Annotated in this window: 17 protein-coding genes and 5 pseudogenes; 12 read left to right on the forward strand and 10 right to left on the reverse strand. The window is 59.3% G+C overall.

The genetic code is table 11. The annotated features are described in order from the left end of the window. Positions 1 to 81: 81 nt before the first annotated feature. Positions 82 to 732: pseudogene (locus U5919_RS05600) on the reverse strand (type B DNA-directed DNA polymerase); the annotation flags it as partial. Next, positions 727 to 1,192, reverse strand: a pseudogene (locus U5919_RS05605) (hypothetical protein); the annotation flags it as partial. The pseudogenes U5919_RS05605 and U5919_RS05600, both read right to left, overlap by 6 nt. Before the next feature lie 311 nt (positions 1,193 to 1,503). Between U5919_RS05605 and U5919_RS05610 the strand changes: the two are divergent. Both U5919_RS05610 and U5919_RS05615 read left to right on the forward strand, forming a co-directional pair. Beyond that, positions 1,504 to 4,692 (forward strand): PD-(D/E)XK nuclease family protein, encoded by a 3,189-nt coding sequence (locus tag U5919_RS05610; RefSeq protein WP_336022722.1) that lies wholly within the window; start codon positions 1,504 to 1,506, stop codon positions 4,690 to 4,692. Next, entirely contained in the window at positions 4,685 to 8,320 is a 3,636-nt protein-coding gene (locus U5919_RS05615; RefSeq protein ID WP_336022723.1) for a UvrD-helicase domain-containing protein, read from the forward strand. Before U5919_RS05610 ends, U5919_RS05615 begins: the two co-directional genes overlap by 8 nt. A 55-nt stretch (positions 8,321 to 8,375) precedes the next feature. On the opposite strand, the pseudogene U5919_RS15775 reads toward U5919_RS05615, so the two are convergent. Both U5919_RS15775 and U5919_RS05630 read right to left on the reverse strand, forming a co-directional pair. After that, a pseudogene (locus U5919_RS15775) lies at positions 8,376 to 9,070 on the reverse strand (hypothetical protein). Continuing rightward, entirely contained in the window at positions 9,048 to 9,740 is a 693-nt protein-coding gene (locus tag U5919_RS05630) for a helix-turn-helix domain-containing protein (RefSeq protein WP_336022726.1), read from the reverse strand. Before U5919_RS05630 ends, U5919_RS15775 begins: the two are co-directional and overlap by 23 nt. 422 nt (positions 9,741 to 10,162) lie before the next feature. Here U5919_RS05630 and U5919_RS05635 point away from each other — a divergent pair, with 422 nt between their 5' ends. Both U5919_RS05635 and U5919_RS05640 read left to right on the forward strand, forming a co-directional pair. Beyond that, on the forward strand, positions 10,163 to 10,978 hold the full coding sequence (locus U5919_RS05635; protein ID WP_336022728.1) for a ParA family protein: 816 nt from the start codon (positions 10,163 to 10,165) through the stop codon (positions 10,976 to 10,978). Continuing rightward, the gene (locus U5919_RS05640) at positions 10,975 to 11,382 is read left to right on the forward strand and encodes a DUF8160 family protein (protein WP_336022730.1); all 408 of its coding nucleotides are present in this window, start codon (positions 10,975 to 10,977) and stop codon (positions 11,380 to 11,382) included. The genes U5919_RS05635 and U5919_RS05640 overlap by 4 nt, the downstream gene beginning before the upstream one ends. A gap of 198 nt (positions 11,383 to 11,580) precedes the next feature. Here the strand turns inward: U5919_RS05640 and U5919_RS05645 are convergent, their stop codons facing one another. Continuing rightward, positions 11,581 to 12,012, reverse strand: a complete 432-nt coding sequence (locus U5919_RS05645; RefSeq protein ID WP_336022732.1) for a helix-turn-helix domain-containing protein — start codon at positions 12,010 to 12,012, stop codon at positions 11,581 to 11,583. Positions 12,013 to 12,144: 132 nt separating this feature from the next. Here U5919_RS05645 and U5919_RS05650 point away from each other — a divergent pair, with 132 nt between their 5' ends. The 3 genes and pseudogenes from U5919_RS05650 (at position 12,145) to U5919_RS05660 (ending at position 13,838) form a co-directional block, all read left to right on the forward strand. Next, a complete protein-coding gene (locus U5919_RS05650) occupies positions 12,145 to 12,720 on the forward strand; it encodes a DUF8170 family protein (protein ID WP_336022733.1) in 576 nt (191 codons plus the stop codon). 246 nt (positions 12,721 to 12,966) lie between these two features. After that, on the forward strand, positions 12,967 to 13,335 hold the full coding sequence (locus tag U5919_RS05655; RefSeq protein WP_336022735.1) for a UPF0175 family protein: 369 nt from the start codon (positions 12,967 to 12,969) through the stop codon (positions 13,333 to 13,335). Then, a pseudogene (locus U5919_RS05660) lies at positions 13,332 to 13,838 on the forward strand (PIN domain-containing protein). The gene U5919_RS05655 and the pseudogene U5919_RS05660 overlap by 4 nt, the downstream one beginning before the upstream one ends. 326 nt (positions 13,839 to 14,164) lie before the next feature. Here the strand turns inward: U5919_RS05660 and U5919_RS15985 are convergent. The 5 genes and pseudogenes from U5919_RS15985 to U5919_RS05680 all read right to left on the reverse strand — a co-directional run bounded on the left by U5919_RS15985 (position 14,165) and on the right by U5919_RS05680 (position 17,159). Continuing rightward, positions 14,165 to 14,575, reverse strand: coding sequence for a PIN domain-containing protein (locus tag U5919_RS15985; RefSeq protein ID WP_486617187.1), 411 nt, complete (start codon positions 14,573 to 14,575; stop codon positions 14,165 to 14,167). 14 nt (positions 14,576 to 14,589) lie between these two features. Further along, positions 14,590 to 15,087: pseudogene (locus U5919_RS05665) on the reverse strand (transcriptional regulator); the annotation flags it as partial. Positions 15,088 to 15,167: 80 nt separating this feature from the next. Continuing rightward, positions 15,168 to 16,028, reverse strand: a complete 861-nt coding sequence (locus U5919_RS05670) for a VOC family protein (protein ID WP_336022741.1) — start codon at positions 16,026 to 16,028, stop codon at positions 15,168 to 15,170. A gap of 10 nt (positions 16,029 to 16,038) precedes the next feature. Further along, positions 16,039 to 16,458 carry a DoxX family protein gene (locus U5919_RS05675; protein ID WP_336022742.1) on the reverse strand — a complete coding sequence of 140 codons (420 nt, stop codon included), beginning with the start codon at positions 16,456 to 16,458 and terminating at the stop codon, positions 16,039 to 16,041. Next, entirely contained in the window at positions 16,458 to 17,159 is a 702-nt protein-coding gene (locus tag U5919_RS05680; RefSeq protein WP_336022743.1) for an SDR family NAD(P)-dependent oxidoreductase, read from the reverse strand. The genes U5919_RS05675 and U5919_RS05680 overlap by 1 nt, the downstream gene beginning before the upstream one ends. Positions 17,160 to 17,220: 61 nt before the next feature. Here U5919_RS05680 and U5919_RS05685 point away from each other — a divergent pair, with 61 nt between their 5' ends. The 5 genes from U5919_RS05685 to U5919_RS05705 all read left to right on the forward strand — a co-directional run bounded on the left by U5919_RS05685 (position 17,221) and on the right by U5919_RS05705 (position 20,581). After that, positions 17,221 to 17,574 carry a winged helix-turn-helix transcriptional regulator gene (locus U5919_RS05685; RefSeq protein ID WP_336022745.1) on the forward strand — a complete coding sequence of 118 codons (354 nt, stop codon included), beginning with the start codon at positions 17,221 to 17,223 and terminating at the stop codon, positions 17,572 to 17,574. Positions 17,575 to 17,590: 16 nt separating this feature from the next. Further along, positions 17,591 to 17,884 (forward strand): SUI1 family translation initiation factor, encoded by a 294-nt coding sequence (locus U5919_RS05690; protein ID WP_336022746.1) that lies wholly within the window; start codon positions 17,591 to 17,593, stop codon positions 17,882 to 17,884. Between the two features lie 418 nt (positions 17,885 to 18,302). Continuing rightward, positions 18,303 to 18,884: a DUF7342 family protein gene (locus U5919_RS05695; RefSeq protein WP_336022747.1), complete on the forward strand. Its 582-nt coding sequence runs from the start codon at positions 18,303 to 18,305 to the stop codon at positions 18,882 to 18,884. A 3-nt stretch (positions 18,885 to 18,887) separates the two neighbouring features. Next, positions 18,888 to 19,346: a hypothetical protein gene (locus U5919_RS05700; protein ID WP_336022748.1), complete on the forward strand. Its 459-nt coding sequence runs from the start codon at positions 18,888 to 18,890 to the stop codon at positions 19,344 to 19,346. Then, positions 19,343 to 20,581 (forward strand): tyrosine-type recombinase/integrase, encoded by a 1,239-nt coding sequence (locus tag U5919_RS05705; RefSeq protein WP_336022749.1) that lies wholly within the window; start codon positions 19,343 to 19,345, stop codon positions 20,579 to 20,581. The genes U5919_RS05700 and U5919_RS05705 overlap by 4 nt, the downstream gene beginning before the upstream one ends. The last annotated feature ends 8 nt before the right edge of the window (positions 20,582 to 20,589 follow it).

Here is a 20,589-nt window from a genome sequence, read left to right on the forward strand (position 1 = left end):
CCTGAAAGATAGCTATCGAACCGAGGATAGATAATAGCAGTTTCGGAGTGACGGCGTTTGTCGGCCCTTGAATAGCTGAGGGGCTCGCTTCAAGGCGGCTACGTTCTGAGTATTCTGTGAGTAGCCCTCCAGCGGCTTGGAAACACGATTCCGCTCGACGAGCCGCTCCACTGCTACGGTACCCGCCTGCAGTTCGTCGATTGCTCGTTCGAGACGCCCGAGCACCGCGTCCGGTGACCGCGTGGCATCGAGCCGGTCGAGACAGTCCCGCTGGATGTCCTCGATGAACGGCGGGGTCGAGCGCTGCCGGGCTTCGATGCCTCTGATCTTGAAATCGTCGTCGCCGGCGACCTTCCCGAAGTACTTCGTCAGTGCGCCGGCGTCGCTCTCGCGCTGGGGCACGAACGCCACCCAGTCGTAATGAGCCTCGTGTTCGAGCCGAATCTCGACGCATTCCGTGATCTCCGTCGCGAGTGCTTTGAGGTCCTCGCAGTCATCGTCGTCGACTTTGGGATCCCGTGTCACCCAGATGGAGCCGACGATGCCGTGGACGACGCGCCAGCCGCCGGCTTCCAGCCGCTGTTTCGCCGTCAGCAGAATCTCGCGAGCGAACGCGTTAATCGCTTCGTGGCACTCGACTCGGCCGAATTTCGCGTTGCTGAACCCTTGATAGCCGAAGCAGGCGACGAGGATTCACTTCAGCGCTCCCGACCGCCCCTCGAGTTCCGCGAGCAGGTGCCGCCAGTACGCGAACGTCGTCTGTAGTACGCACCGTCGTCGCCGGGATAGATGAGCGTCTCGAAGTCCTCGCCGACGACCCGTGGCCCCATCCGGGTTCGAGGTGGTGGTCGGCGACCGTCGCGGCCGGCTCGGTGAATTCGTTTCGTTCGTTTCGCGTAACGAGCACGGGATGTCTTACCCCTCGGCGTCGGTCGCCAGCCGGGCGAGGAGTTGGGCCTGAAAGGTTTTCGCGTGGGTCTCGCCGAGAGTATCGTCGGCACGGTACTGGCGTCGACAGCCGGCGCAACGATAAGGCGGGTGTGTGGGGAGACGTGACCCCGTCACGGTTCACCGACTGCCTATCGCGTGTTCCGGTGTCGGTGGTCAAGTTTCGGATAAACCCGCGTGCCACGTGGATTCGGTTGAGCAACCGTTGACTGGGCGCGATCTGGGCGAGTGTCGTCGTCGTACTTGTTGCACCGAAAGATATCGTGGACACCACCGGCCGCAACGCCAGTGCCGGCGGCGGTCCCCGTTGCAGTGAGGTTGAGACGCAGTGACGTGACGGCAGGGTCCATTACACTGAAACATACAAACCGGTGATACTTTGAATCTATTGCCAAATCCGGAACCGACGGTTCTGGATTGAGTGCAGCGTCTCAGTCACTACATTAGCAATACTCTGCCCTCTCAGTTTTATTTGGCCTCCCCCGGTAAGCCACCTCGAAGCTGTCAATCCCGCCAAGAGTGAAGTGCGGCCGATATCTTGGTAGAGAGTGTTCGATGGATTCAACGCTTCTCACCGGTCCGAAACACGCCCGATTGGAACAACGGGCATTTCAGTGGGCTGTTGACATCGCCACCGATTCGCTGGGGAGTATTCTCTATATTACCCGGAACGACGCCCGTCGGAGTGCAGTTGCGGACAGCTGGGCCGCGTCGTACGACCCACTCCGCCTTCGTGCCGAGACGCTTGATGCGGTCGTTCGTGAGTGGTATGAGCATCTCCACGGTCCGGTCCAACCACTCTCCGGACAGTTGAACCGCCGGCTCGCGGAGTACGCGCTCGACAGAACAACAGCCGAAACAGATGGCGCTCTCGCCGGCGAATCGGCCTCAGCCGCTCTCGCGGATTCGTTCAGTAGCCGCTTTTCACTTTTCGACGAGGCCGGCGTCGGGACCGCCGACGCTCTGGCAGCGGAGTTTGGAGACTCAGCGCTCGATGACCGGATTGCAACAGCCACCGTCGACGCCTATCACCACTATCGCGATCTTCATGCCGACTATGTCGACGAGTGGGTCTGTCTCCGAGGCGAGATATTCGAGGCCGTCGCGACGACAGCCCAGCCACTATCCGAACTCTCCCCGGAGCTGGATGTCGTCGTTCTCTCTGGGTATCACGAGTTCCGTCCTATCGAACGCCGTCTCATCGAACGCCTTGTCGATGAATTCCCGGTGATCGCACTCCTACCACTCCATCAAGGTGGTCAAAGCGGAGTCGATGCCGTTGCGGATGACGCCCTAGACGTCTATGAAGCGCTGGACTTCGAGAGGGTAGAACTCGAGCCCGTTGACGAGTCGGGGCGGGCCTTCAGAACGATCACCGAGTCACTCTACCGCCCGGATCCCGACACCGTCACTGTTCCAGACTCGCTCCGGTGGCGGGAACTCCCGACACCCGAGCGTGAGATCCGCTTCGTCGCTCGCGAGCTCCGAACCGAGTTAGCCAATGGCCGTGATCCAGACGACGTGGCCGTCGTCATCCCGGGGACTGAGGCGTATTCGGGCTACGTCGAGGACACGTTCGAGACGTTCGACATTCCGCACGTCACGACCGCTGCCTCACAGCTGAACCGGACATTCACCGGGAGTGTCGTACACGACCTCCTGAACTTGGCCGAACCCGACCCGCGCGCCGAGGATCTCACGTCGTTGCTGGCGAATCCACTGGTTGACATCGTCGATACTGACCAAGCCAACGCCGTCACGGCAGCTGCTCGCCGGCGCGACACCGTTTCTGTGTCGCCCCTGCTTGACGACGTCGACGATGAGGCGGCGGCGCTGATTGAGGACTTACTGGCCACGCTGGAGACGCTTCGAGGGGGCGACGTTGAGGATGCAACCGAGACGCTCCGACAACTGTTGGACGACCGGTTCGACTTGGAAACGGCGACGGATGACTACGCCAGTGGGGCCGAGCAAGCCGTCGAACAGCAGGCGTACGACCTCGTGGACGAGGTCCTCACCTCGTTCGAGTCGCTGGCGGCGGTCAATAGCGACCTTTCCCCGTTGGCACTGTTCACCCGTGCCTTCGACGGTATCCCGATCCAGGTTCCACAGCGCGCTGCCGGCGGCCACGTCGAAGTGATGGGGTTACTCGACGCGCGGATGCGCTCGTTCGAGAAGGTGTTCCTCGTGGGACTGTCGAGCGAGCACTTCCCAGCGACACCGGAACGCCCGGCCTTCTTCGAGGAGATGACCGACGCCCACCAACAGTTCGACACCGGTGACGAGCGCCTCCGTGGCCGCTATCTCTTTGCGACGCTGCTCGCGAATGTCGACGAACTCACGATCACGACGCCTGAGACAGGCGACGACGAATCTGCGGTCGTCCGGTCGCCGGTCCTCGACGAACTCCAACGTGTGACCGGCATCGAACCCGAAGCCGGCGTCGACGACCGCGTGGGCTCCCGCGAGGATCTCCAGCGGCACGTCGCTGCAACGGCCGACCGGCGTGCGGCAGTCAGCCGCGCCGGCGACCGAGGTGACCTCTCCCCCGAACAGACCAAGCGCACGGATCGGGGACTCCACTGTGCGGACAACAGAGGAACGGCAGGCCTCTCCGAACACGACGGCATATTGGACCCCGAGACAGTCGATGAGGTATACCCTCCGTCGGAGAGGGAACCCTACAGTGCGAGTCGAATCGAGCGATACGTCGAGTGTGGGTTCAAGTTCTACGCTGACGAAGTGCTCGGACTCGAGGATCCCGACGACGTCGAGGTCGTCCCCACGCCGCTCGAAACCGGGTCGTACGTTCACGACGTCTTGGAACGGTTTTTCGCGGATCTGCAGGACGGGACCGAGGATGGTGTCGATCTCACGGAATTCGATCGGGACGAACTGGCGACGCACCTTCGCGAGATCGGCGTCGAGGAACTCCGGGATGCTGACTTTGAGTACGAGGGCCTGTTCTACGAGCGGTGGAAAGCGGAGCTGTTCGCGGGCCTCGGTGACGATGAGAGCGCCCCGTACGAGGCCGGGAGCAAACCCCACGACGCATCGGAACAGGGATTGTTCGCTACCTTCCTCGACAACGAACTCTCCCGGGACGGCGCCGCCCGCCCACACCTATTCGAGGCCCCATTCGGCGAGGGGCTTCCCGACTCGGATGCTGGTCCGTTCACGGTTGAGCGACCGGACGGTTCGACAGTCTCGATTCGCGGATACATCGACCGGGTTGACGTGAGCCGGGATGGCGAACAACCGTCTCTCACGCTGTACGACTACAAGACTGGTCGAGCACCGTATATGACGAAGACGACCGGCGGCACGAAGTTCCAGCTCCCCATCTATCTGCTTGCTGCGGCCAACGTCGTTGACGGTGATCCGTTCGATCAGGGATCGCTTTCAGCGACGTACTATCAGGTACGACCGCCAAACGACCTCAAGGTTCCACGCGGCGTCGAGTCGAAGTTCGATTCACAGACTGAGCTCCGCCGTTTCCTGAACGACGTCGTTCCGGAGTGGCTAGGCCAAATCGACGAGGCTATCGCCAACGGACGGTTCCACACGACGCTCCTGTCCGCTCGGGGTGCGAGCTGCCGATACTGTGACTACCGGCGGGCGTGCGATGTCCGCCATCACCGCAAGCGGGAGTTCGTCGACGAGGTTCACGAGGACGACGCCGCGTACGTTCCGCTCCGTGTTCGCGACGACGAGGACATCGAGGCGGTGATGAGCGATGACTGAGGAACCCGAGGAGATTCAGCTCACAGAGGAACAGGAGGACGCGCTCGTCCAGGGCCGGAACGTCGCGATCACTGCCGGCGCTGGGACGGGGAAGACGACAACGCTCACCGAGCGGTACGTGACGATACTGGCCGAGAACCCGTCGCTCACGCCGGAGAACATCGTCACGATTACCTTCACGCGAAAGGCTGCTGCCGAACTGACCGAGCGCGTCCGGGAAGAAGTGTACGACCGTCTCGAAGCCGTCGACTCACCGGATGCCTACCACCGCTGGCGGGATGTCCTTGACGAGTTGGAGGACGGCTACGTTCACACTATTCACGCGTTCTGTACCCGGCTCTTGCGAGAACGGGCCGTCGAGGCCCCGGTCCCGCTCGGCTTCGACGTACTCGACGAAGACGGCGCCGCGACACTCCAACGCGAGGTCGTGACGGAGTTCCTCGAACGCAACCAGGACGATGACGATGTCGCGCTCCTCGCTCAGCTCTGGGGTCGCGACCAGTTGGTAGACGTGCTCGCAGGGCTGCTCGATGAACGCCCACAGATCGAGGCCGTCCTCGGGGAGTGGCGTGACGCGGAGATCGACGAGTACATCGATGTCTGCTGGGAGGTCGTCTGTGATCTCGACGCTGCCGACGCCCGCCAGACGCTGTATGCGGACGGACTTCTCGAGCAGCTACGCCCGGTCGCAGGCCGTGTCGACCGCGAAGCCGTGATCTCCGACGAGGACGGCCTTCGGTCCTACCGGACCTTCACCGGGGTCGCGACCACACTTCCTGACGAGCCTGCAGAGAGCGATCCCCGCGACTGTCAGCGGGCAATTCTCGAGCTTTACGAGGTCTGTGAGAAGAAGAACGGCGGCCTGTACAGCAGTTCCGGGTACGTTGTCGGTGACCGGGAGAACTGGGGTGAGTACGGTGACGTCTACGACGACCTGAAGGACGTCATCGACGCGGTCATCGCTGCCGTCGAGCCGCACGCGGATGCGGTCGAAACGACGCCCGGTGACTTGGAAGCGAATAGCGCTCACTACGCGCTCGCCCTGACGCGGGTCTTCGACGACGTACTCGCAACCTACACTGCCGAGAAGAATCGGCGCGACACGCTCGACTTTCCTGACGTGATCGAGACGACGCTCGAGTTCTTGCGAGCTAACGATGCCGTCACGGAGCGGCTTCGAGAGCAGTTTGCGGCTGTGATGGTCGATGAATTCCAGGACACGGACCCGCGCCAGTGGGAGTTGGTCAAGCTCCTCACGGGCGTCGACGAGCAGACGGCGTCGAACGTCTTCTTGGTCGGCGACGAGAAACAGAGCATCTACGGATTCCGTGGCGCCGACGTGACGACGTTCGGGGAGGCGAGAGCGGAACTCCAGACCGTCAACGAAGTCCGTGAGGTCGACGACGTCCCCGACGGCGACGCCGAGAGTCCGACGGCGCTCGAACTCTCCGGGAACTTCCGGACGCTGGACGAGCCGCTGTCGTTCCTGAACGAGCTCTTCGAGTACCTGTTCCAACCGGAAGGTGAGACCCACGAACCTTACGAAGCGCCACCTCAGGGACTGACTACGCAGCGCGACCGTGTCGAAGACATCGAGGGACTGACTGGCAGCGTCGAGTATCTCGCTGTGCCCGACGACGCCGACACGGCAGCGGAACTCTTCGGCGACGACCATCCGGTCGCCGAAGGTGCGCTCGACCACACCATCGAGGCCGAGGCGAGAGCGCTCGCTGCTCGACTGACCCACCTGTTCGACGATCCGCCGCAAGTCCAAGACCCGGACACGGGTGCTCATCGCTACGCCACACCCGACGATACGGCGATCCTCCTTCGCCGGCGTACGCATCTGGATCGGTATCAGCGAGCCCTCGAGGAGTACGGTATTCCCTACACTGTCGTCGGTGGCGTCGGGTTCTACGATACGCCCGAAGTCCAGGCGCTCACGAACCTACTTCGGGTACTCGGTGATCCACAGGACGACGTCTCCCTCTATGGGGTGCTTCGGTCACCGCTGTTCGGGTTTACCGATGACCGCCTCGCACCGTCGGTCGCGGATGCCGAGTCAGTGTGGGACGCGCTCGCCGAGACGGACGATCCACAGCTCGCGGACGCTTTCGACCTCCTCACGACGTGGCGGACCCTCAGCGGCTGTGCGACGCCGTCCGAGGATGGCGTCCTCCCGTGGAACCGCCTGCTGTCCCGGGTGATCGACGACACCGGGTATCTGGCGAGTGTGAGTGCCGACGAACGCGGTCGACAGGCCGTCGCGAATGTGGAGAAGTTCCGCGATCAGGTCCGCACCTGGAGCGAGAACGGTGTTCACACCGTTGCCGGGTTGCTCCACCGGATCGACCGCCAGGCCGAAATCGACCCTCGTGAGGGGGAGGCAGATATTCCGGGTGACGCCGAGGGCGTCCGGATTATGACGATTCATTCCGCGAAGGGACTCGAATTCCCGATCGTCACCGTCCCCGATCTCGGGAGTGACCTCAACTTCGGTCGCTCCGTCGACGACCATGGGTACGTTCGACTCGTGGACGGAACTGGTGAGGCGCCGCCGGTGCCGGCAGTCGGTGGGCCGAATCCGAGCGATGCGTTCTCGATCGAGAAGACGGCCGTCAACGAGTACGCCGACCGACGGTCGCGTCCTCAGGATCGGGCGGAGTCGAAACGGCTCCTCTACGTTGCGTGTACACGAACGCGGGATCACCTCCTTCTCTGCGGCACGCACGACATCGACGTCGACGAGTCCGGTACAATCGAACTCGGCGAGCCTGCAGCCTTCGACGACGCAGACCGGTGGCGCGACTGGTTACAGCCAGCCCTCCTCGACGGAGCTCTCGTCGACGAGGCGGTTCGGGACGGACAGGCCCGTGGCGAGATGGATGGGGCCAGCTATACTGTTCGCAAGCCGCCGCGCCCAGTAGACTGGCACACCGACGACGACGCTGTTGATTCAGCGCCGGAGATATCGATTCCTTCACCGCTGTCGCGAGCGCCGGCGAAACGGATCGCGGCCACGACGCTCGTGAATGCGGTGGCGGATGTGACTGGGGACGGTCACAGTTACTCTCAACGGGAGGAGTCGGCGGGCCTGAGCCCAACGACGTTTGGGACGGTAGTCCACCGGATCAATGAACTTCGCCCACCGAGAGACGAGTGGCCTACCCTGATCCGCCGTTTGAGTCGGATGTCCGGTGAGGAGCCGACAGAAACTGACCTCCGCGATGCTGTCGATCACGCCGCTGATGCGGTCGAATTTGTAGACCAGGTTGAGGCCGATGCCCAGCTCCAAGCGGTCTACGACGAGTATTCTGTTGTCGCTCGAATTGATGAGTCGCGAATTGTCGGTGATATCGACCGGCTGCTCGTCACGCCGGATGCCTTCCACATTATCGACTACAAGACCAACGACCTCTCAGGTACGACGTTGGATGACCTCGCAGAACATTATCGACCGCAGATGCTCGCGTACGCTCTCGCACTTCTCCAACACGACCGGACCCGTGACATACGAGCTTCACTCCGGTTTACTGACGCGGGGGTAGAGGAACGGTTCAATTGGGAGTCGGATCAGATGGCGGAAATTGAATCTGAACTACGGTCGATGGTGGACTTGGTCAAGTAGTCATACGCGATTCGACAAACAGCTGTCCGCGATGGTTAGTAGCCACGACAGATTCTCAATCCAACCTATTCACCTGTTCTGTCAGATACTCTTGAAGGGCAGTGACTGTTTCTTCTGAGACAGCTGAGGCTCCGAAGCCACTCCGATAGCCGTGCTTGAGTTCGTCGCTCTCTAAGATCTCCAAGCCACGCTCAAGTTGCTCCCGTAGGGCATTGTCGTCCCCTCGTCGCAGGTGGGGCGTGACAGCGTCGAGATCGATTTCTTCTGCGACTGCCAGGACATCTCGAAGGTCTGTTTCGCGGCCGCTGTGGAGCTTTGCCGCCACGAGGACGGCCCCATCGATCACTCTGGCCGTCGTCGTCACTGTACCCCCGCTCACCTCCTGTTGGTGGCTGTGGTCGTACAGGTAGTCGAACGACCACTGTGCCTCCGTCTGGCGACACCCGAGGCCGTTTACCAAGAGATCGAAGCCGATCGACTGCTGCGGCGTGAGCCGCTTCTCGTACTCGATTACTTCGGTGTCGTAGAACCATTTCTTGGCGTGGCTGTCCGTTTCCTCGAATCCCTGCTGTTCGAGGAATTCGCTGAACTCGGCCTTGGAGTCCGGCGCGACGACGATATTGAGGTCGTGGAGAAGCGAGCATTGAACGCTGAGACAGCGTAGCCGCCTACAAGGACGTACTTGTGCCCGTCTGGGGTGAGCTCCTCGAGCAGTTCGATGAGCGCGTCACTTCGGTTGTTGAAGCTTATAGCTGTGCCCTTCGGTCTCTCGATACGTGACGCCGAGGTCGAGGTCCTCGTACATCCGGTCGAGCATTGCCAACGCCGACTGGAACTGAGCGTAGTTCTCGCGCATATACTCGATCGTCTCTGCTCTCGGGATCACCGGGTACCCTTCGACGTGCTCGATGTCGAGTGACGGGCGTGGCTCGAGGACTATCTGCAGCGGTCCCTCCAGCTCGTCTCGGGGCTGTCGCTCGAATGCGGTGGGAAGGTCGAAGGACTCGAAAAAAGCCCCCCAGGCGTCGACGTCCCGCTCACGGACGGCTAGGAACAACGGATAGTCGTCGGGCTCGCGACCGACCTGGTAGCCGCCCTGAGTCCACACGTAGACGGCGTCGATCCGCGTGAACGCGAACGGCCAGTCACCGAACTGTGGGATGACGTAGGCTTCCTCGATGGAGGGTGGACTGACGCCGGCGCTGGCAGCGACGAGCTCTCGTGCTGCGTCTCTCACGCGGTCATCGACGACTGAGAGGCCGTCATCATAGCGGACGTAGCCTGCGTCTTCGAGACGGTTGACGGCCTGTCTCACCGTCTCGTACGGCGTGTGGAGGTGTTGGGCGACACGACGGATGGAGTCACCACTCTCGATAGCGAGGATGATCTGCGCCGCCGTGTCGTCGAGCACTTCGTACATTTGATGGTTACCAATAATTCGGTAACAATTAAAAGCCTTACTCGAAAGGCCGTAAAGCACGATCTCCCTACTTGTCTCGAAGGTAGTCCAGATCCCCGCTGAAAACACGCGGAACGACTATAACGAATTCAACGAGCAAAACGAACAGAACGAGAAAAATGAATGGATTGAACGCATTCTGAGGAACGAACTGGTTGAGGATGGGCTGGCCGGCTTGTACTCGATGAACAGAACGAGTGAAACGAACGTAACGAATAGAACGAATGTATTGATGGAAACGAGTGGGTTTGCCTCAACGAGCGAAACGAACAATTGGTTTTAACATCGTAGTATTCCTCTCACCGAGTGAAACACCCTCACCGAACCAAACGAACAGAACAAGCAAAACGAACGAAATGAACATAACGAGAGACACGAAGAAAATGACCGACAATACCGCACGAGTTACGGTGGCGAATCAAAAAGGCGGCGCGGGGAAGACAACCGACGTTATTCACACAGGCGGCGCACTCTCCGCCCGAGGCCACAACGTCCTCCTCGTCGATATCGACTACCACGGAGGGCTCACCTGCTCGCTTGGCTACAACGATCTGTACTACGATACCGACCGCACAACGCTGTTCGACGTCCTCGACTTCGATCAGATGGGGTCAGTGAACGACATCATCGTCGAGCACGAGGAATTCGACATCCTCCCCGCGAGCGAGAAGCTCGCGAACAACAAGAACATCCAGACGCTGCTTGAGGCGCCGAAGAGCCGAGAACGGTTGGGGATGACACTCGATGAACTCGATACAAATTACGACTACATCATCGTTGACACGCCGCCATCTCTGAACGTCCTCACCGATAATGCCCTCGTCGCGACTGGCAACGTCGTCATCCCCGTCATTCCCGAGAAACTCAACGCCAACAGCCTCCAAATTTTCGCGAAGCAGTTGGGCTCTCTTGAACCGGCATACGGGGACATTAACCGGCTTGCGATTGTCTGCAACCGTGTCGAGCAGAACAGTGAGCACCGCGACACCATCGAGGAGATCAAATCGGCGTACTCGCTTCCAGTCTTTGAGATCTCGAAGCGGACCGATCTTTCCCAGTCGATCGGCGAAGGTGTGTCTGTTTTCGGCTTCGCCAAGGAGAACAAGCGCGTTGAGGATGCACGCGATCTGTTCAACGATATCGCCGACCTGTTCGATGAAACGTTTGAGAAGACAGCTCCTGAGGGGGTGACAGTATGACCGACGGCTGGGGCGACGCGTCCGGCATCGAAGGGAACTACGAAGACGAGGCCGATGAAGCCGATTCCAGCGAAACGAGTGAGTTGAGTGAAACGGTGGAAACCAGTTCATCGACAGAAACGACCGAATCGAATTCAACGAGTGGAACGAACGAAACGAGCAAAACGAAGACAAACATCAAGGACGAGTGGAATGGACGGACGATCTACATTCCCGACGATGTACTCGACCAGATGGAAGATACCTATCTTGAGTCCCAACTAAAGCTCCGAAAGGCGGGTCAGGACGAGTTTAAGAAGAATCGCCACTTCTACCCGCTACTGGTGCAGTTTGGCGTTGAGGCGCTCTCTGATGCGGGTGCTGAGGAAATTCAGGCTCGACTATCTGAACTTGGTGACGAATGACCCCGCCCCGCCGGAGAACTCTAGGACCCGTTCCAAAGCCTCGGAGGATAGCATTGATGCGTGATTTCTGTTCAATTCATCTCTCCTGAATCTCAATCGAGGTGGATCTCTCCTGTCGGCTTTGAGCTGGGTACCCTTCCGCAATTTTCCGGATGTCGTTCTCTCCGTCTAGAAAAAGTACGCCCCTTGAGGTGAGTTTCAGATCCGTCCGTTCGGCCGCTCGACACCTTCGGCGGCCTTGATTCCGTCTGTTTTCTCGACTTCGGCGAATAGCTCTCGGTACGCATCGGGCTCGAAGAGATTGTTCCGGTCGAACAGCTCGCGGGCGGCGTCGGTGAGCTGAAAGAATCGGTATGGTTGGCCTCGTTCGAGCCCTTCACGATCTCGTTCGATGGCCTCGATTAGTCCCACCTCCTCCAGCCGGATGAGGTGGTCGGTGAGCGTCGACGCGGCGACGCTCGGGTTGTAGTATTCGAGTTCCTTCTTCGAGGGCGCGCCTTTCGGATGACCGACGATCGTCCCGATGATATTCGCGCGGGTCGTGTCGTCGAGGACACTCAACGCTGTGATCGGATCGAGGCCGGCCGTGTTCTCGGCTGGCGTGAGCGGGGTGGCGTCAGGCCGGGACATTGTGTATCAGTGTTTGTTCCTCGGTCGGATAACCATTTCGGTGAAATCCGAAGTGGTAGACAGAGTGCTTGGGTATTCCACTTCCGGTCGTATTTCCGTACCGTTAGGTGGCGGTAGTGAATCCTGCCCAGTATGAACAACGACGACGCTACTCGTACCGTCATCGACAAATTGGGTGACCAGCCGGGCGAGACGCTCACACCAGAACGGGTCGAGGCGATCCAGACCGCGATGCACGAGGACCTCGGACGATTCATCAACAACACGTCCTACTTTGTTCTCGGTTCCTACGGTGAGGAGGAGCGGCCACGATTGGAGGCTGTTCGCGACCAACTCGCGAGCGATGCCGCAGCCTCGAACTCCGATGACGGGGTCGACGCGTTCCTGATGGATGATATTCTGGATGTCTCGGAGTTCTTCACGTCGAAATTCAAGCTGCTGGTCAGCTACGCGGATCATATCGTGGGGGTGTGCGAACACTCCCAAGGCGGGCACGCGTGGGAAGCGGGCTACATCGATCAGCCGACCTATCGGGATCGGACGCGAGCCTTCTATCGAACTTACGAGACTGAGGAGGACCAGTACGCGGCCTACGACGGGATGTTCGCACACTATCTCCTCTCGATGGAGCGAGTGGGCCGTGCGTACACGTGGACGACGCCCGAGGAACTTCGTGACTATGTTGAGGATGCCTACGCGCCCGACTGATTTGGGCTTCTCAAGTCAAATCTATGCTGACTCCGCTGCTCAGGAGTGGTAACACTATTCAGCATCGCCAGACTCCATTCCATATCTTACATTCGGCTGATAGACACGACTCAGAGTGCTCAAAGGATGCTTCTTTCGTGAAACTCACCACGAATCGGGGACAGTAGTTGAGGCTGGCGTTCTCAATGCATATGGTAGTCTGGCGTAGTTCATAAATAGTATGAAGCCGTAATCTTGGATAGAACGATGGCACGAATCACCGGCTCCTATCCAGACGATCTTGACCTCCTCATCGAAGGTGCTGTCGAGGCTGGGGTGTTTGGGGGCAAAAGCGATGCATTACGCGAGTTCGTCCGTGAGTACTTCGAGGACCACGAAAACGAGCGCATTGCAGCTGCAGTTGCTCTCTACGAACGCGAGCGAATCACGCTCGGCGAGGCAGCGAGACTCGCTGCTGTCGACCGATGGACGATGCGTGACATCCTCCGTGAACACGGGGTCGAACTTCGTCTCGGTCTCGATGACGAGGACGACGCAGCCTACGAGGTAGAGGCAGCGAAAGAACTCGAATTCGATGATGAAGACTCGGACGACGAGGAGTCACGTGCGAAATGACAGGCGACGGTGTTCCAGCAACCCCGAGCGTCCTGAACACGACTGTCCTCTCGAATTTTGCCTACATCGACCAGCTGTGGGTGGTTGCAGGGCTCTCTGGAATCTGTGCGGCTCCAGTCGTTCGCGAGGAACTCGAACGCGGCGTCGATAACCATCCGTATCTCCAGTCCGCTCTTGACTTCTTGGACGACGAAATTCCGGTCACGACGATTTCGGACACCGTCGCAAACAGAGAGGCAGTTGTCAGTAGCCATCTTGATCCCGGCGAGGCACAGGCGTTCGCCGTGGCAGACGCACGCGACGGTCGCTTGCTAACTGACGACGGGGATGCTCGCTCGTTTGCGAAAGACTAGGGTGTGACCGTTGTTGGGTCGGTCGGCGTCCTGTTGGCTGCTATTGATTCTGGAAAAATCGATGAAGCAACTGCTGACAAATGGCTGTCGACGTGGATCGATGAGATCGGTTGCTATGTCCCGTACCGAACGATTTCAGAGTATCGCTGACAACGCTGACTGTAGCCTCAACTTTCTCAGGTCCGAGAGTAGTTGAGATTGGTCGTCTCAATCCATACGGTTCTCGAACTGGGTTGTAGCTATGGACGAGGTACTCCTTCGACGTTTTCGTCGCTTTCACCCCTGACAACAGACGAGACAGGAGGGCTGTCCGTTCGATGGAGATCAGTCTATTGAGTTGATGTCAAAGTCGTGAATGGACGTGCTGATACTGGTCAAACCGTCAAAATGTGCTCTACTCATTCCACGTGAGTTGGCCGACGGTTGGAAACTCAACCTTCGCTGTTTGGGGTGGGTTGTAGTATCGAGACTTGATCTCATAGTACCCGAATTCGGGCATTCGAATCGAACAATCGAACTGCCAATGCGACCAACGCAGCATCCAGCCAGTTGTTCGTCTCTGGATACTTGCTCTGTTGGTTGAGAAACTCATCTGCCACGAATCGTGCTTTCTCAACTGGTCCAGCGCTACTATCAAACCCTTTTGTCCGATCACTTGGCAGCGGTGGGGCTACCCGAAGCCATCCCTCTTCGATAGCCGTATCGAGGTACGGATTTGTCGGTGAGTCGGCACTCCCCGTATCAGCTAGCTCGTGGTAGACTGCTGCTGGTACCCAAATTTCTGTACCGGCATCTTCTACGGCGGCCTTGAGATTCTGTAACCACGGACTGGGATGCTTCCCTAAATTCCGAAACATCACCGTGTCCGCAATGTTCGCAGTGTACATCCTCGACGTTCGGTCTACTTGTCGACGAATTCCTCGAGGAGGTCGCCGTCGTCCGCATCGAACTCATCCGGTGTGTAAGTCGTCGGGGACGATTCGTCGGCCCCGAGCTCGAGAATCGAATAGAGCGCTTCGATGAGATCATACACAGTTCCAGAAGAAAGGTCAGTGAGGCTTACGATCTGCCGGATTGTAACGTCGCCCTCACTGTGTGCTTTCACGAGATCGTATGCGAGTGCGAACGTGACGATCCCATGGTCTTCGAGGACCCGTTCGATAGCTGGGTACTCGTTCTTCTGGGCGATCACCTCGATAATCCCGGGAGTGATCGAGACTTCCGTCTCGCGGATCGTCAACGTTAGTTCGAACTCCTCAGCGGTGTATACGGTAGTCCCCGCTTCGTTACCGACCTTGCTGATTAGGCCCGCTTGCTCCAGCTTGTGCAGGTAGTCGTATACCGTCTTTTTGGAGACGGTCGTTGTTTCGACGAGTTCGGGGCCTGTTGTAGTCTCTGATTATAATCGATTGGGGTGAGCGGCTCCACGTGAACTGCTCCGAGGAGGCTCAAACGAGGAGGCAACGGTGGAACGACGAATTAGGTCTCGACTCGGAATCGAATCTCGATCTCGTCTGCATCCCTGACTACGATACCCTCATCCGTTTCGGTCACGGTAGATTGGCTCCCAACGAGTCGGTCTCGAAGCGCGTCGAGTGCCTGTGTCCCCGGGAGGACTACCTCGAACCAGGCTAATCCTCGGCCATTGCTTGGACCTGTCCGATGGTGCCACGTGTTCGCCCCGATGTGATGGTGGTACCCTCCGGCAGACACGAAGTGTGCGTTTGGCCAGGTTGCTTGCACCTCGAACCCGAGAGTGTCTACGTAGAAGTCCCTGAATGCGTCGAGCGAGGAGACTTCGAGATGGATATGGCCGACGTCTGTTCCCGGCGGTGCCCGAGCTCCACCACTACCAGCGGCTTCGATTCTATCGAGATCGAGTCGGTCGGAGCCGATTCTGATCCTCCCATTGTCGTCGATGGACCACTCGTCGCGGGGGAAGTCCCGGTAGATCTCAACGCCGTTCCCCTCGGGGTCTGTGAGATACAGCGCCTCGCTGACGAGATGGTCAGACGAACCACCGAGCTGCCAGTGCTCTCGTATCCGACCGAGCGCGTCACCGAGCGCCTCGCGTGAGGGCACTCTGAATGCATTGTGGTAGAGCCCGGTGCCCGATCGGTGACGCTTCAGAGCATCTTCCGCTCCCTCCAGGACGAGCAGTGACGTGTCGTCCACGCCGAGAATGGCGGTCGTGTCGCTTGTGTGGAGCACACTGAGACCGACGACATCCCGGTAGAACCCGGTCATCTCAGCGAGCTCCGCGACGCGAAGCGCAGTCCGGCCGATACGGGTTCCTTGCGGGAGTGCGTCTGCATTTTCTTGATTCGCTTGGGTGAACATCCGTTCCTCTTTAGAGTCCGATGTTGAGTGCGTAGGGCCAGTCGGTTCCACTCAGCGCACCGAATACGAGCGCGGCTCCGAAGAGCGCAGCGTTCTTCAGGAAGTTCGTCATCTCGGACTGGCGCTGTTCGGGATCCTCGACCGTCCAGAAGTCGTGCATGACCGGCGTTACGCCCAGGAAGAACAGGGCGATGACCGCCGCACCGATGAATGGGTATACCCCGAGGATGATGGCGAGTCCGCCCACGATGAGCATGAGGCCGGACCCCGCAACGGATAGCCGGGGGGCGGGGATGCCCTTTGAGGCAGCGTAGCCACTCATTCCCTCCAGCCCGATGAAGTGGTTCAGTCCCATAAACCCGAGCACTGCGCCGAAGATGAGGCGGCCAATCAAGAAGGCAAGCCCACCACCGGCAGTTTCCAGAGCCATTATGCCTCCAGCTCCGGCTGACCGCCAGTCATCTGGACGATCTGGCCCGTAACACCCTCATTCGAGAGCAGGTGGGTGACTTCATCGACGATTGCCGCGGGGGCCGTCCACTCGGAGAAGTCGGCGTCCGGCATCGCTTCGCGGTTCCCCGGCACGTCGATGAGGAACGGGGCGATCGCATTGACGCGAGCATCGAGTTCGACGTCGAGCGACTCGGTCAACGTTCGGACTGCACCCTTGCCAACGTTGTAGGCCAGTGTGCCCGGGACCGGATCGATTGCTCGGTCGGAGCTGAACAGCACGATACCGCTGTGTTCACTGAGCTGGTCGGCGAACGCCTTGACCGTCAGGAACGCCGTCGTTGCGTGGAGGCTGAGGGCAGATTCGAATGCGTCTCCATCGGTTTCGTTGATCCCGCCCATCGAGAACCCACCAGCGAGGCCGACGATGTGATCGACCGAGCCGTGTTCTTCGGTGACGGTCTCAGCGAACGCTTCGACCGCAGCTTGGTTGGTGAGGTCGACTTGGTGGTATGACACCGCGTCGGCGTGCTCAGCGCTGGTTTCGACATCATCCCTTGCGGTTTCGGTAACGTAGGTGCCGATCACATCAGCGCCTTGGTCAACGAGCTGGTCCGTCACGTACGGGCCGATATTGCCGGTGGCACCGGTCACAAGCACCGTCGAGTTTTGTAGTTCCATTACATTACCTAGTTGGCTGCCAAACCTTATATAGCTCAGGCAACAAGAGTATGACCAAGTAATGGTAACCCAACCACCGACGTCTGAATCCGAGACAGAATCGAACATCGAGCAACGGAATGCAGATGTTTGTAATGTAGTGGGGTCGATTGAGGAGATCGGTTCGAAGTGGAAGCTCATCGTCCTCAACGACCTGCGAGACGGCGAAAAGCGGTTCAACGAGCTCAAGCGATCGACGGGGGCGAGTTCGTACACGCTCTCGCGCGTGCTTGACGACTTGAAGGACGAAGAGCTCATTGAGAACCGAAAGGAGTTCGAATCGCCGGTCGCAAGCTATTACAAGATGACTGAGAAAAGCAGTGCGCTCTGTCCCGTCTTCGACGTGTTAGACGAGTGGGGCGAGGACTGGCTCTAAATTTGGTGGCTAATACATGACAGACGACACGCCATTCGATGATCTCGATGTCCCTGAGGACCCACTCGAAGATCTGGACCGTGCGACCCAACAGTTGACTGCCCGGACCGAAGAGCGTCGCTATGGCAAGAAAATGGTCATTATCGAGGGATTCGAAGGCGACACCGACCTCGATTCACTCGCGTCGGAGCTGAAATCCGCACTCGGAACTGGTGGTACGGTCAAAGAAGACACCATCGAACTGCAGGGCGATCACGAGAAGCGTGTCCGCGAACTGCTCAAAGAACACGGATACGCTGTCAAAGGATAATTCGTGTGTTGAACACGAGTGCGGCTAACCGACATTCGATTGCAGTATCGCGATTACCTAGGACGGCTATCGCTATTAGTAGAGTACTTCCAAACTACCAAGTCTCCGAGCACCTTGGATGAGATTATGTATCGCGATATATGATATATAACTGTGGTCCCTGTCGGAAATCAGCCGTATGGGGTCCTATCCCCCTGGAATTTATCGATAATCCTAATTTTACTAGTGGTTATGATTATGCCAATAATCACGACCACTTTGAAGTACCTCGACGCCGTCAGTGAAGCACGAATGCTGCAATCGGCTCAGAAAGACGCTTTCCCGTGGTAAAGCAGTCGAGACTACGGTCCGAGTTTGCTCCTGCACTCCACAGCTGAGGTTGGAGCGATGGCGAACGATGAGATTCGATATAGAACTAATGACCTCAACCTATATTAAGACAAAGCCCGAACGGTGTTGTATGACCGAAGATGAATCGAACTCCGAGGGCCTGATGGAACGCCAGACCACGGGTGAAGACCGAGTTCGGATGACCGCCCGGCAGCTGTCGGAGCCGCGGACGGCCAACTGGATTGCCTCCGAAGCGGGCTGGTCACACGAACCAACCAAGCGTGTCCTCGAACGGCTCGTCGACGATGGTATTCTCCATCGTGACGAGAGCGGCACCCACACGACGTACTACCCTGATTATCGCCGCCAAGCGATGCAGGAGGCGATGCGGCTTCGAGACAGCGGACACACTGTCGAGAAGCTCACGGACCGTCTCGCCGATATGAAGACGCAGATCCGCGACTGGGAGGCCGAATTCGGCGTCGAGTCACCGAACCAACTTCGCGGGACGCTCGCTGACGAGTCCCTTGATGCTGAGGAGGAAGACCGTCGCCGTGAGATCGCCCACGAGTGGGAGCACCTTCAACGGCGTATCCAGATCGTCGGCTTCGCCATCCGCGAATGGGACTTTCTCGCGCCGACGACAGAACCTGCCGAGGCCAGTAGCTAACGGATGTCGGTTCCGCATCTAGGTGGTGATCCGAATGCGAACCTCTACGCCCAGCTGAAGCGAGACGTCCTTGACCGTGTGCCACAGATCAGGGCCGTTGAGTACGTTCCGGACGATATCGAGACCAAGCAGCTGCGGGCGATTTTCGATCCAACTCGTCTTGATCCTCCGACAGGCCCCGATTCGCCCGAACTGACTGTCAAGTGGTATCGACAGGATCCACACGATTGGTTCCGCATCAACTACACCGACCCGAACACGGGCTTTCACGCTGGCTGGCATCAGGACGAAGACCATCCCGATCTGGGACGGACGCATTTCCAGTACTCAGTCGCCGATACGGAGGATCGCTGGGGGATCACGTTCGAGCACGAGACCCCTTCCCTGATCCTTTGGGAAATCATCGAAGAGCTTCTCGAGGATGTCCGTCCGACCTACCAGTACGCGAACGAAGAATTATGACTCCCGGTACACCTCGAAACCGTTCCGATCAGTCACTCGCGAGTTCCTTCGAGCGCTACCTCCAGGACAAGGGGAAAGGCCGCGGTGGCGGCGGCGGGAACTATCGACGCAACGCTTCGCGCGAGCTCGAGCGGTTCGCCGAGTGGGTTGCCGGCGACCGCGGCGGCGACGACTGGACCGGGATCGTCCCCGACGACGTCGACCGCGACCCCACCTTTGAGGACCTCGACGAGCGAGTGTTCCGGGAGTATGCCCGGCATCTCGGTGGAGATCGAGGTCTCAAACAGAATACGGTACAAACCTATTACCGCTATATCTCTGCGTGGTGTGGCTGGTGTGTCAACGAGGGGTATCTCGAAGCGCACTACGCACAACGGGCGAGCGCGATGGCGCCGCTGCCGGAGGACGACGGCCGCAAGCCCGGCGACCAGCAGGCTTGGACGTCCGAACAGCGCCACGCGCTCACCCGCCACGTCGACGAACGGGCCCGCGACGCCATCGAGACGTTAACCACACTCCCGGAGGATACTGACCCTCTTGACAGACAGCGAGCGCACTACGCGGCGCTGAAGGCAACCCGCGACCGTGCTCTCGTGTTTGTCCTCGCGTACACGGCCGTCCGCGTCGGGGAACTACTCCGGGACCCGAACGACCCACGCCGGCGCGGCGTCCGCTGGGAGGACCTGTCGTTCGAGGACGGGAGTATGGACGTCTACCGGAAGAAACAGCAGTGGGACGCTGCCAGTCTTCCCGACCCGGTGATCTCGCCGCTCCGGAGCTACCGCCAGCTGATGGACCCGCCGACGGAGCGCTGGCCGGTGTTTCCGACGTTCGACCAACGAACGCTTTCGGGGCTCGTCCAGGATGAGCTAGCCGACCGAGGGGAACGCCCAGAAGCAATTACTGAACGCCGTGAAAATTACGCTCGCGACCTCCTGCTGGCGTTCGATGAGGACATTCGGCCGCCGTCGATCACGACGGACGGCGCACGAACGATTCTCCAGCGCCTTTCGGAGGCCGCAGAGATCGACATCGACCATCCGAAACACGACTATCTCGCCCCCCACGGTGGGCGACGTGGGATGGGTGAGGTCCTCGTCCGGGCCTTCGGGTACACGGTCGCAGCCCGCTATCTCGATAACTCGGAGGAGATGGTTCGGGAACGGTATTCACATATTGAGGCCGGCGAATTGGGTGATGTCGCTACAGAAGCTCTCGAAGAGATCGACGAATAATGAACTGA

Origin of the sequence: Halobellus sp. LT62 (assembly GCF_037031285.1) — an archaeon.
GTDB lineage: Archaea > Halobacteriota > Halobacteria > Halobacteriales > Haloferacaceae > Haloquadratum > Haloquadratum salinisoli.